General features: G+C 38.4%; 12 protein-coding genes. All 12 read left to right on the top strand.

The window, feature by feature from the left end; translation table 11 throughout:
* The first annotated feature begins 4 nt into the window (after positions 1-4).
* Complete coding sequence (locus O3611_RS03390; protein WP_371607833.1) at positions 5-898, top strand: aldose 1-epimerase family protein; 894 nt, start codon at positions 5-7, stop codon at positions 896-898.
* Positions 899-1,155: 257 nt separating this feature from the next.
* Entirely contained in the window at positions 1,156-1,581 is a 426-nt protein-coding gene (gene lacA, locus O3611_RS03385; RefSeq protein WP_000029280.1) for a galactose-6-phosphate isomerase subunit LacA, read from the top strand.
* Positions 1,582-1,610: 29 nt separating this feature from the next.
* Positions 1,611-2,126 (top strand): galactose-6-phosphate isomerase subunit LacB, encoded by a 516-nt coding sequence (gene lacB / locus O3611_RS03380; RefSeq protein ID WP_001216925.1) that lies wholly within the window; start codon positions 1,611-1,613, stop codon positions 2,124-2,126.
* 10 nt (positions 2,127-2,136) lie between these two features.
* The gene (locus tag O3611_RS03375) at positions 2,137-3,066 is read left to right on the top strand and encodes a tagatose-6-phosphate kinase (RefSeq protein ID WP_371607832.1); all 930 of its coding nucleotides are present in this window, start codon (positions 2,137-2,139) and stop codon (positions 3,064-3,066) included.
* Position 3,067: 1 nt separating this feature from the next.
* Positions 3,068-4,048 carry a tagatose-bisphosphate aldolase gene (lacD, locus tag O3611_RS03370; RefSeq protein WP_371607831.1) on the top strand — a complete coding sequence of 327 codons (981 nt, stop codon included), beginning with the start codon at positions 3,068-3,070 and terminating at the stop codon, positions 4,046-4,048.
* Positions 4,049-4,283: 235 nt separating this feature from the next.
* Complete coding sequence (locus O3611_RS03365) at positions 4,284-5,120, top strand: PRD domain-containing protein (protein ID WP_371607830.1); 837 nt, start codon at positions 4,284-4,286, stop codon at positions 5,118-5,120.
* Positions 5,121-5,155: 35 nt separating this feature from the next.
* Positions 5,156-5,473 carry a PTS lactose/cellobiose transporter subunit IIA gene (locus tag O3611_RS03360; protein ID WP_049548115.1) on the top strand — a complete coding sequence of 106 codons (318 nt, stop codon included), beginning with the start codon at positions 5,156-5,158 and terminating at the stop codon, positions 5,471-5,473.
* Entirely contained in the window at positions 5,473-7,164 is a 1,692-nt protein-coding gene (locus tag O3611_RS03355) for a lactose-specific PTS transporter subunit EIIC (protein WP_371607829.1), read from the top strand. Before O3611_RS03360 ends, O3611_RS03355 begins: the two co-directional genes overlap by 1 nt.
* A 213-nt stretch (positions 7,165-7,377) precedes the next feature.
* Positions 7,378-8,784 carry a 6-phospho-beta-galactosidase gene (lacG, locus tag O3611_RS03350; protein ID WP_371607828.1) on the top strand — a complete coding sequence of 469 codons (1,407 nt, stop codon included), beginning with the start codon at positions 7,378-7,380 and terminating at the stop codon, positions 8,782-8,784.
* Between the two features lie 42 nt (positions 8,785-8,826).
* Positions 8,827-9,081 (top strand): DUF3884 family protein, encoded by a 255-nt coding sequence (locus O3611_RS03345; protein WP_371607827.1) that lies wholly within the window; start codon positions 8,827-8,829, stop codon positions 9,079-9,081.
* Between the two features lie 306 nt (positions 9,082-9,387).
* The gene (locus O3611_RS03340) at positions 9,388-11,955 is read left to right on the top strand and encodes a pneumococcal-type histidine triad protein (RefSeq protein ID WP_371607826.1); all 2,568 of its coding nucleotides are present in this window, start codon (positions 9,388-9,390) and stop codon (positions 11,953-11,955) included.
* A 153-nt stretch (positions 11,956-12,108) separates the two neighbouring features.
* Positions 12,109-13,038, top strand: coding sequence for a metal ABC transporter substrate-binding protein (locus O3611_RS03335; RefSeq protein ID WP_371607825.1), 930 nt, complete (start codon positions 12,109-12,111; stop codon positions 13,036-13,038).
* Positions 13,039-13,040 lie beyond the last annotated feature (2 nt).

The following is a 13,040-nucleotide window of genomic DNA, read 5'->3' as shown; positions in this document are numbered from 1 at the left end:
TCTAATGATTGAATTAAAAACAGAACAGCTAAGTGTACAGTTTCAAACTTTTGGTGGTGCACTTTCTTCAATAAAAGACAAAGATGGAATTGAGTATTTGTGGCAGGGAGATCCAACTTACTGGAGTGGACAAGCACCTGTTTTATTTCCAATTTGTGGATCCGTTAGAAATGATACTGTCTTATATGATCAAGCAGATGGTAGTCAAGTAACAGGTAAAATTCCACGTCATGGATTGGTTCGAAAAAAAGAATTTGAATTAGTGGAACAAACAGAGAACTCTGTCACCTTTGCTATCGAAGATGACCAAGAAATGTATGAGAATTATCCCTATCATTTTCGTCTAGAAATAACTTATACTGTTACTGGAAAGACTATTCGAACACAGTATCAAGTTACCAATAAGGAAACAAATAAGAAAATGCCATATTTTATTGGTGGACATCCAGGCTTTAACTGTCCTTTATTTGATGATGAGGCTTATGAAGACTACTATCTTGAATTTGAAAAGTCAGAAACTTGTACAGTTCCTAAACCATTCCCAGAAACAGGGATGTTAGATTTTCAAGATAGAAGTAGCTGGTTAAAAGACCAAAAAGAATTGGATCTAAACTATGATTTCTTTAGCTATGATGCTGTGACTTTAGACGAGTTAGCCTCTCGCTCTGTTTCCTTACGGTCACGTAAGCATGATAAAGGGTTGAAACTAGACTTTAAGGAGTTTCCAAACCTCATCGTTTGGTCAACGCTTAATAAAGGTTCCTTCCTTGCTCTGGAACCTTGGTCAGGTTTGTCAACTTCACTCGAAGAGGGCGATCATCTAGAAGATAAGAGAAATGTTCGAATCTTAAATCCAGGTCAAAGTGATCAAATTGGTTTTGATATAGAAATTTTCTAAAAAATAAACAAAAACAAACATAAACTGTTGACTTTTTTAAACAATAGTAGTATATTATGTTTAGAAAGAACAATTTGTGTTTGTTTTAACAAGTTATTCTTCCAATTTCTCCAAGGAGAAGTTACAAAGAGTGATTAGATAAATCATTCTTAAACTAAAATAGTCAACAAAAACTACCAGTAACTACTTGGTAATGGTCATTTTCTTTCCAGAACCCAAAAATTTTTACTGGTCTATATAAAAAAGGAGTATACAATATGTCTATTGTTATTGGTGCAGATGCTGCAGGTTTGAGATTGAAAGAAGTCGTTAAAGATTTCTTGGAAAAAGAAAACTTCCACGTTGTGGATGTTACAGCTGAAGGTCAAGACTTCGTTGATGTAACTCTTGCAGTTGCTGAAGAAGTTAAAAAAGAAGAACAAAATCTTGGTATTGTCATTGATGCTTATGGTGCTGGTCCATTTATGGTTGCAACTAAAATCAAGGGAATGGTTGCAGCAGAAGTATCTGACGAACGTTCAGCCTATATGACTCGTGGTCACAACAACTCACGTATGATTACTATGGGTGCTCAACTCGTTGGTGACGAATTGGCTAAAAACATTGCTAAAGGCTTTGTAAATGGTAAGTATGACGGCGGTCGTCACCAAATCCGTGTCGACATGTTGAACAAAATGTGCTAATTTTTATAACGAAAGAAAGGTAAGATAAAATGAGAATTGCAATTGGATGTGACCACATCGTAACAAATGAAAAAATGGCGGTTTCAGAATTTTTGAAATCAAAAGGACATGAAGTCATCGACTTTGGTACTTATGACCACGCTCGTACTCACTACCCAATCTTTGGTAAAAAAGTTGGTGAAGCAGTAGTCAGTGGCCAAGCTGATCTTGGTGTATGTATCTGTGGTACTGGTGTAGGTATCAATAACGCTGTTAACAAAGTTCCAGGTGTTCGTTCTGCTTTGGTTCGTGATATGACAACAGCTCTTTACGCTAAAGAACAATTGAATGCCAACGTTATCGGATTTGGTGGTAAAATCACTGGTGAATTGCTTATGTGCGATATCATTGAAGCTTTCATCAACGCTGAATACAAACCATCTGAAGAAAATAAAAAATTGATCGCTAAAATCCAACACGTTGAAACTCATAACGATCATCAAACAGATGCCAACTTCTTTACAGAATTCCTTGAAAAATGGGATCGCGGTGAATACCACGACTAAGAGGTGACTCATGATTTTAACAGTCACAATGAACCCATCCATCGATATTTCCTATCCTTTGGATGAATTGAAAATTGACACTGTCAACCGTGTGGTGGATGTCACTAAAACGGCTGGTGGTAAAGGTCTTAACGTTACTCGTGTCCTATCAGAATTTGGTGACTCCGTAGTCGCAACAGGACTTGTCGGTGGTAAACTTGGTGATTTTTTAGTAGAAAATATTGATGATAAAGTAAGCAAACGTTTCTTCTCTATTCAAGGTGAAACCCGTAACTGTATCGCAATTCTACATGGAGAAAACCAAACAGAAATCCTAGAAAAAGGTCCTGAAGTTCAAGAAAAAGAAGGTCAAGATTTCTTGGCTCATTTCAAAGAACTTTTAGAGACTGTAGAGGTAGTAGCTATCTCAGGTAGTCTGCCAGCTGGTCTTCCAGTTGATTACTATGCGAGCTTGGTAGAACTTGCTAATCAAGCTGGCAAGCCTGTTGTTTTGGACTGTTCAGGAGCTGCACTTCAGGCGGTTCTTGAATCCCCACATAAGCCAACAGTTATCAAACCAAATAATGAAGAATTGTCTCAACTTTTGGGGAGAGAAATTTCTAAAGACTTGGATGAATTAAAAGAAGTCCTTCAAGAACCACTATTTGATGGAATCGAGTGGATTATCGTTTCCTTAGGCGCTAATGGTGCCTTTGCCAAACACGGGAACACTTTCTACAAAGTAGATATTCCAAGAATTCAAGTAGTAAATCCAGTCGGTTCTGGCGATTCTACAGTGGCAGGTATTGCTTCAGGATTATTCCATAAAGAATCTGATCAAGAACTGTTGATCAAGGCAAATGTCCTTGGTATGCTTAATGCACAAGAAAAAATGACCGGTCATGTCAATATGGCTAACTATCAAGGTTTATATGACCAATTAATTGTAAAAGAGGTATAAAATGGTTTTAACAGAAAATAAACGCGCTTGTATGCAAAAACTCTCTGATGAGAATGGTATCATCTCAGCTCTTGCTTTTGACCAACGTGGTGCTTTGAAACGCCTCATGGCTCAATACCAAACAGAAGAGCCAACAGTAGCTCAAATGGAAGAACTTAAAGTCTTGGTAGCAGATGAATTGACAAAATACGCTTCATCTATGCTTCTTGACCCTGAGTATGGACTTCCAGCTACAAAAGCTCTTGATCCAAAAGCTGGTCTTCTCCTTGCTTATGAGAAAACTGGATACGACACAACAAGTACAAAACGCTTGCCAGACTGCCTGGATGTTTGGTCTGCAAAACGTATCAAAGAACAAGGTGCAGATGCTGTTAAGTTCTTGCTTTACTATGACGTAGATAGCTCTGATGAACTCAACCAACAAAAACAAGCCTACATTGAACGCATTGGTTCTGAGTGTGTGGCGGAAGATATTCCATTCTTCCTTGAAATCTTGGCTTACGATGAAAAGATTGCGGACGCAGGTTCTGCAGAATACGCTAAAGTAAAACCACGCAAGGTTATCGGTGCTATGAAGGTCTTCTCAGACCCACGCTTTAACATTGATGTCTTGAAAGTGGAAGTTCCAGTTAACGTGAAATACGTTGAAGGCTTTGGTGATGGCGAAATCGTTCATACACGTGAAGAAGCAGCTGCTTTCTTCAAAGCGCAAGACGAAGCAACTAACCTTCCATACATCTACTTGAGTGCAGGTGTATCCGCTAAACTCTTCCAAGAAACTCTTGTCTTTGCCCACGAATCAGGCGCAAACTTCAATGGTGTTCTTTGTGGACGTGCCACATGGGCTGGATCAGTTGAAGCTTATATCAAAGACGGTGAAGCAGCAGCTCGTGAGTGGTTGCGTACAACTGGATTTGAGAACATTGACGAACTCAATAAAGTACTTCAAACAACAGCTACTTCATGGACTGAACGTGTCTAAATTTCCCCCCCTTTTATGTCCTAAAACCTAGCTAAAAAACTTTTAAAAAAAGTTGTATGTTAGGGTTTACAAAAAATCATTCTTGTGCTATACTTAAGTCAAAAGTTAATACAAAGTGAGTGTTACTAAGTAATATTAGGCATGATCACAGATGACTCAGAGCTATATTTTCTGAACTCATTTGTGGTCATTTTTTATGCTCACAAAACTTAAATAATAGGGCAAGGAGGTTGCCATGTATCGGATATTAAATCCAATGAATAACAATGTTTCTCTCGTGCGGAATAGCAAGGGAGAGGAGTTGATCGTAATTGGTAAGGGGATTTCGTTCGGTAAGAAGAAGGGAGATTTGATTTCTGAGGATCAGGTTGAAAAAGTTTTTCGGATGAAAACAGAAGAGTCGCGAGAAAACTTTATGGCTCTTCTCAAGGATGTACCGCTTGATTTTATTACGGTCACTTATGAGATTATTGATAATCTTTCTAAAAAATATCAATATCCTGTCCAAGAGTATTTATACGTCACTCTGACAGACCATATCTATTGTTCTTATCAGGCTATTAGCCAAGGACGCTATAAGGATAGTAACTTACCTGACATTTCTGCCAAATATCCTATCGCTTTTCAAATTGCACAAGAAGCTTTTGAAATTTATCGTCAAAAACTGACAGAAAATTTTCCTGAAGACGAAATCATTCGTATCGCTTATCATTTCATAAATGCCGAAGGTGAGAATGAAGTCGAAGTTGTTGAGTCAATTGATAAGAGAAAGGAAATTTTAAAGAGGGTCGAAAGCGTTTTGAAGAGTTATAAAATCCAGCGAACACCTGAAAATAATAATTTTTACGACCGCTTTATGATTCATCTAAATTATTTTTTGGATTATCTGGATCGTAGTCGCGATGATAATCAATCCTTGCTCGATATGGAAAAACATATAAAGACTACGTATCCACAAGCATTCGAGATTGGTAGTAAAATTTATGAAGTCATTGCTCAGGAAACTGGTCTTGACCTCTACAAGAGTGAACGAGTTTATCTTGTTCTACACATCCAACGTTTATTGTCATAACGCTTTACTAAAAAATATATAAGGAGAAATCTATCGTGAATAGAGAAGAAGTGACATTGTTAGGTTTTGAGATTGTTGCCTATGCTGGCGATGCTCGTTCAAAACTATTGGAAGCTTTGAAGGCTGCTGAAGCTGGTGATTTTGCGAAAGCGGATAGCTTAGTTGAGGAAGCTGGTGCTTGCATCGCAGAGGCTCACCACGCCCAAACAAGCTTGTTAACAAAGGAAGCTGCAGGTGAAGATTTAGCCTATAGCGTGACCATGATGCATGGTCAAGATCACCTGATGACAACAATCTTGCTAAAAGATTTGATGCATCATTTAATTGAACTTTATAAAAGAGGAGCTAAATAATGAATAAGTTAATTGCCTATATCGAGAAAGGAAAGCCTTTCTTTGAAAAACTATCTCGAAATATCTATCTTCGTGCTATTCGTGATGGATTTATCGCAGGAATGCCAGTCATTCTATTCTCAAGTATTTTTATCTTGATTGCTTTTGTTCCAAACTCTTGGGGCTTCCAATGGTCTGATGAAGTAGTGGCTCTATTGATGAAACCTTATAGCTATTCAATGGGTATTCTCGCACTTTTGCTAGCTGGTACGACTGCTAAATCATTAACAGACTCTGTTAACCGTAGCATGGAAAAAACCAACCAAATCAACTATATGTCAACGCTATTAGCGGCTATTGTTGGTTTACTGATGTTAGCAGCTGATCCAATTGAAGGTGGCTTTGCAACAGGATTCCTCGGAACAAAAGGTTTGCTTTCAGCTTTCCTAGCAGCCTTTGTGACTGTAGCAATCTATAAGGTTTGTGTGAAGAATAATGTTACTATTCGCATGCCTGACGAAGTTCCACCGAATATTTCACAAGTCTTTAAAGACGTTATTCCGTTTACGCTTTCAGTTGTTTCTCTTTATGCTCTTGACTTGCTCGCTCGTCAATTTGTTGGTGCAAGCGTAGCTGAATCAATTGGTAAGTTCTTTGCGCCTTTATTCTCAGCAGCAGATGGTTATGTTGGAATTACGATCATTTTCGGTGCTTTTGCATTCTTCTGGTTTATTGGTATCCATGGACCATCTATCGTTGAACCTGCGATTGCAGCAATCACTTATGCAAATGCCGAAGTCAACTTGAACCTTCTTCAACAAGGTATGCACGCTGATAAGATCCTTACATCTGGTACACAAATGTTTATCGTCACTATGGGTGGTACAGGAGCAACTCTTGTAGTTCCATTCATGTTTATGTGGTTGTGTAAGTCTAAGCGTAATCGTGCCATCGGACGTGCTTCAGTAGTTCCAACCTTCTTCGGTGTAAACGAACCAATCTTGTTTGGTGCACCACTTGTTTTGAACCCAATCTTCTTTATCCCATTCATCTTTGCTCCTATCGCAAACGTATGGATCTTTAAGTTCTTTATCGAAACACTTGGCATGAACTCATTTACTGCCAACCTTCCATGGGTTACTCCTGGACCTTTGGGGATTGTCCTTGGTACAAACTTCCAGTTCTTATCATTCGCTCTTGCAGCATTATTAATTGTAGTAGATATTGTTATCTACTATCCATTCCTCAAGGTTTATGATGAACAAATTCTTGAAGAAGAACGTTCAGGTAAAGCTAATGATGAATTAAAAGAAAAAGTAGCAGCAAACTTTAATACTGCTAAAGCTGATGCTATCCTTGAAAAAGCTGGACTAGAATCAGCACAAAATACAATTACAGAAGAAACCAACGTACTCGTTCTTTGTGCGGGTGGAGGAACAAGTGGTCTTCTTGCCAACGCCTTGAACAAAGCAGCAGCAGAATACAATGTTCCTGTTAAGGCAGCCGCTGGTGGCTATGGTGCTCACCGTGAAATGTTGCCAGAATTTGACCTTGTTATCCTTGCTCCTCAAGTAGCTTCAAACTATGAGGACATGAAGGCTGAAACAGATAAACTTGGAATCAAATTGGCTAAGACTGAAGGAGCTCAATACATCAAGTTGACTCGTGATGGAAAAGGTGCTCTAGCCTTTGTTCAAGCTCAATTCGATTAACGATAGGGACTCTGAAATAGTCTCCTATCGTTACGGAAATCGCTATGGCGAATTTCCTAATCGCCTTATTAATTCGTCGGTAAAAAGATATCGTTTTTACCTCCTCATGTCACAATTCGGTGACTTGCTACAAGAAGTGAGACGGAGATGGATAGCTCACTAGCTCCTCTCCGCTCGCTTTTCATTTTATTCAATCAAGAAATAGGTGAAAAAATGACAAAAACACTTCCTAAAGATTTTATATTTGGTGGCGCAACAGCTGCTTATCAAGCAGAAGGAGCTACTCATACAGATGGTAAAGGTCCTGTTGCCTGGGACAAATACCTAGCAGATAACTATTGGTACACAGCTGAACCAGCTAGTGATTTTTACCATAAATATCCAGTAGATTTGCAGTTAGCTGAGGAATATGGGGTAAACGGTATCCGTATTTCAATTGCTTGGTCACGTATTTTTCCAACTGGTTATGGTGAAGTAAATCCAAAAGGGGTAGAATTCTATCATAACTTATTTGCAGAATGTCATAAACGTCATGTAGAACCGTTCGTAACTCTTCACCATTTTGATACACCTGAAGCTCTTCACTCAAATGGAGACTTCTTGAATCGTGAGAATATCGAACACTTTGTAAATTATGCTGCCTTCTGTTTCGAAGAATTTCCAGAAGTCAACTACTGGACTACTTTCAATGAAATCGGACCAATCGGTGATGGTCAATATTTGGTAGGTAAATTCCCTCCAGGGATTCAGTATGACCTTGCTAAAGTTTTCCAATCACACCATAACATGATGGTATCTCACGCCCGTGCTGTGAAATTGTACAAGGACAAAGGCTATAAAGGTGAAATCGGTGTTGTTCACGCCCTTCCAACTAAGTATCCATTAGATCCTAAAAACCCTGCAGACGTTCGTGCAGCTGAGTTAGAAGATATCATTCACAATAAATTCATCTTGGATGCAACTTATCTTGGTCATTATTCTGAAAAAACCATGGAAGGGGTCAACCACATTTTATCAATAAATGGTGGTAGCCTAGATCTTCGTGACGAAGACTTTTTAGCGCTTGAAGCAGCTAAAGATTTGAATGACTTCCTCGGAATTAACTACTACATGAGTGACTGGATGGAAGCCTTTGATGGTGAAACTGAGATCATCCACAATGGTAAAGGAGAAAAAGGAAGCTCTAAATACCAAATCAAAGGTGTTGGACGTCGTGTAGCTCCTGACTATGTACCTCGTACTGACTGGGACTGGATTATCTATCCTCAAGGATTATACGACCAAATCATGCGCGTGAAAAAGGATTATCCAAACTACAAGAAAATCTACATCACAGAAAATGGTCTTGGTTACAAAGATGAATTTATGGACAATACGGTTTATGACGATGGACGGATTGATTATGTGAAGCAACACTTGGAAGTTCTGTCCGATGCGATAGCGGATGGGGCAAACGTCAAAGGCTACTTCATCTGGTCTCTCATGGACGTCTTCTCTTGGTCAAATGGTTATGAAAAACGCTATGGTCTCTTCTATGTGGACTTTGAAACACAAGAACGCTATCCAAAGAAATCAGCTCACTGGTACAAAAAACTAGCTGAGACCCAAGTGATTGAATAGTACAACTAGTTATTAGGTATAGAATTTAAGCGAGGAAAGTTTATGCTCAAAGATTTTATCAAATCAATCTATGAAAAAGTTTATATTATTAACTTTGAACATTGCTCTCATGTACCATCCTTGACCAAGGAGCAACTTGCAAGTCTTGGAAAATGGTATGTCTCGACTGGTAAGGAGTGGATTTGTCATTCAGACTATGAATTTGAAGAATTTCAAAAGCTATTTTTAAATTTTGTAAACGCAGAAGATAAGGATAACATTTTCTTTGTTTCGGATTTTATGCCATTTCAACACTAAAATATTATAAAGAGGAATCTATCTCATACTAGGGGATATTCCTCTTTTTTATCTACTTTTTACCAAAATTTTAAAAATTTTCTTGACAGATTTATGTTATAGGAGTAAACTATTAACTAGTTAAATAACTGGTTAAGCACATAAAGAGGTAACTCACTCGCTCAAATCTTGTTTGAAATATAGAAAATAGAAGGAGTTTTAAAAGTGAGTTATTTTTCTAAATCGATATTTAACCGGTTAAGGATGTTCTTTAGGAAAAGTATAGTTCTTCTTTAACGAATAAATGAAAATAGAAAGTGTGTTTAGATGAAAATCAATAAAAAATATGTTCTTGGTTCGGTAGCTCTTTTAGCCTTAAGCCTTTCCAGCTATGAATTGGGGCGTTACCAAGCGGTACAGACTAGCAAAGAGTCTAATCGTGTGTCTTATATAGAAGGGAATCAGGCTAGTGCTAAGACTGAAAATCTGACGCCTGATGAGATTAGTCAGAGAGAGGGGATTAATGCTGAACAGATTGTCGTTAAGATTACCGATCAAGGCTACGTAACTTCACATGGAGACCATTATCATTACTTTAATGGCAAGGTTCCTTATGATGCTATTATCAGCGAAGAACTTTTGATGAAGGATTCGAATTATCAACTTCGAAATGAGGATATTGTCAACGAAGTCAAGGGTGGTTATGTCATTAAGGTTGATGGTCGCTATTATGTATACCTCAAAGATGCATCCCATGCAGAGAATATTCGTAGTAAGGATGAGATTAATCGTCAGAAGCAAGAACACGGACATGGTAGTGGAACAAAAGTTAGCAATGAAGTTACCTTAGCAAGGACTCAGGGACGTTATACAACGGATGACGGCTATGTTTTTAATGCAAGTGATATTATTGAGGATACTGGCGATGCTTACATCGTTCCACATGGCAATCACTTCCATTATATTCCAAAGAGTGACTTGTCTTCCAGTGAATTAGCTGCGGCCCAAGCCTTCCTATCCGCTAAAGGTGGTCAAACAAGCTCAGTTGGGTATCGACCGTCAACAAATTCTTCTAGCAGCTCATCAGATGCTTCGAATAGTAGTACATATAGACAAACGAATCAAAGCAATGTTGAGGCAAATACTAGAAGATGGACCCCAAGTGTTAGCCCACAAGTGGATAATAGTTATCAAGCAAGTCCAAGTGAAGACGTATCTAGTCTTTTGAAACAACTTTATGCCTTGCCACTCAGCCAACGACATGTGGAATCAGATGGGCTTGTCTTTGATCCAGCGCAAATTACAAGAAAAACTGCGAATGGTGTTGCAGTTCCTCATGGGGATCACTATCATTTTATCCCTTATTCTCAAATGTCTGATTTAGAGCAGAAGATTGCGAGAATGATTTCTGAAAATTATCAAGGAAATCATACAACTGCAGGTGGTAAAGAATTAAAACCAATTCCGACTCCAAGTCTTCCAAATCCAATCCCTGCTCCAGAGCCTACCCCAATACCAGGTCCACAACCTGTACCAAATCCTCAACCAGCTCCAAGCAATCCAATTGATGGAAAATTGGTAAAACAGGCGATTCGAAAGGTGGTTGATGGTTATGTCTTCGAAGAGAATGGAATTTTGCGTTATATTTTTGCCAAGGAACTTTCAGCAGAAACTGTTGCAGCCATTGATGATAAACTTGCTAAACAAGAAAGTTTGTCTCATGAGTTAGGAGCTAAGAAAACCAATCTTGTATCTGGTGATCAAAAATTTTACAACAAAGTTTATGATTTACTAGCAGCAGTTCATCAAGATTTGATTTCCAATAAAGGGCGCAAAGCTGATTTTGACGGTTTGGATAGACTATTGGAACGTCTCAACGATGAGTCAAGTGATAAAGTCAAGTTAGTTGATGATGTCCTTGCTTTTCTAGCGCCGATTCGTCATCCAGAACGTTTAGGAAAACCAAATGCACAAATAGCTTACACAGATGATGAGATTCAAGTAGCCAAGTTGGCAGGCAAGTATACAACAGAAGATGGCTATATCTTTGACCCCCGTGATATCACAAGTGATGAGGGGGATGCCTATGTAACTCCGCATATGAGCCACAGTCATTGGATTAAGAAAGAAAGTTTATCTGAAGCTGAAAGAGCAGCAGGTCAAGCTTATGCTAAAGAGAAAGGTTTGACGCCTCCTTCAACAAATAATCAAAGTTCAGGAAATTCTGAGGCTAAGGGAGCAGAAGCGATTTACAATCGAGTAAAAGCAGCTAAGAAGGTACCACTTGACCGTATGCCTTACAATCTCCAACATACTGTGGAAGTTAAAAATGGAAGTTTGATTATACCTCATTATGACCATTACCATAACATCAAATTTGAGTGGTTTGACGAAGGACTTTATGAGGCACCTAAGGGGTATACTTTAGAAGAGCTATTTGAAACTGTGAAGTATTATGTTGAACATCCAAACGAACGTCCGCATTCAGATAGTGGTTGGGGCAATGCGAGCGATCATGTTCAAAGAAACCACAATAGTCAAGCTGCTAACAATCAAACAGAGAAACCTCAGACAGAAAAAATTGAGGAGGAAAAACCTCGCGAAGAAAAACCGAAAAATGAGAAAGCAGAATCTCCAAAACCAAAAGAACCAGAGGAATCAGAAGAAGAATCACCATCGGAACCAGAGGAACCTCAGGTTGAAACTGAAAAGGTTGAAGAAAAACTGAGAGAGGCGGAAGAGTTACTTAAAAAGATTCAGGATCCAATTCTTAAGTCTAATGCCAACGAAACTCTCACAGGATTAAAAAATAACCTGTTATTTGCTTCTCAGGACAACAATACTATTATGGCAGAAGCTGAAAAGCTATTAGTCTTGTTAAAGGAGAGTAAGTAACTATACAACTATTATAGAAGATAAAAAGGGAGCAGAATATGGATTCTGTTCTCTTTTTTATGAAATTGTGTAAAAATTCTTGACATATTTTCTAAATAAAGTTAAACTATTTACTAGTTAATTAAATGGTTAAATACTAGTTAAGGAGTTGTTATGAAAAAAAGAAGTTTCCTATGGCTTGTGCTTGCCTTCTTTGCTCTTACCATAGGAGCATGTGGACAAAAGACCAGTCAAGACAAGAGTGATGAAACTAAGGGGATGAAAATTGTGACCAGTTTTTATCCTGTTTATGCCATGGTCAAAGAAGTTTCAGGTGATCTAAATGATGTTCGGATGATTCAGTCTAGTTCTGGTATCCATTCCTTTGAACCTTCTGCAAATGACATTGCGGCCATCTATGATGCTGATGTTTTCGTCTATCATTCCCATACCTTGGAATCTTGGGCAGGAAGTTTGGATCCAAGCCTGCAAAAATCCAAGGTAAAGGTCTTAGAAGCATCAGAAGGTATGACCTTGGAGCGCGTGCCTGGCTTAGAAGATATGGAAGCTGGAGATGGGATTGATGAGAAGACCTTGTACGATCCTCATACTTGGTTAGATCCTGAAAAAGCTGGCGAAGAAGCGCAAATTATCGCTGACAAACTTTCAGAGGTTGATAGTGAGCATAAAGAAACTTACCAGAAAAATGCGCAAGCCTTTATCAAAAAAGCTCAAGAATTAACCAAGAAATACCAACCCATCTTTGAAAAAGCTAATCAAAAGACTTTTGTAACCCAACACACAGCCTTTTCTTATCTAGCTAAGCGATTTGGACTCAATCAACTTGGAATCGCAGGTATCTCTCCAGAACAAGAACCAAGTCCGAGACAACTAACAGAAATTCAGGAATTTGTAAAAACCTATAAGGTTAAAACGATTTTTACAGAAAGTAATGCTTCTTCAAAAGTAGCTGAAACTCTTGTTAAATCAACAGGTGTGAGTCTTAAAACCCTCAATCCTTTAGAGGCAGACCCACAAAATGACAAGTCCTACTTGGAAAATTTAGAAGAAAATATGGCTATCTTAGCTGAAGAATTGAAATGAGG

The organism is Streptococcus sp. 27098_8_91 (genome assembly GCF_041432385.1).
In the GTDB taxonomy this organism is placed as follows: Bacteria; Bacillota; Bacilli; order Lactobacillales; family Streptococcaceae; genus Streptococcus.
The sequence above is the reverse complement of the archived record's forward strand: the minus strand, read 5'-3'. Positions and strand labels throughout refer to the sequence as shown.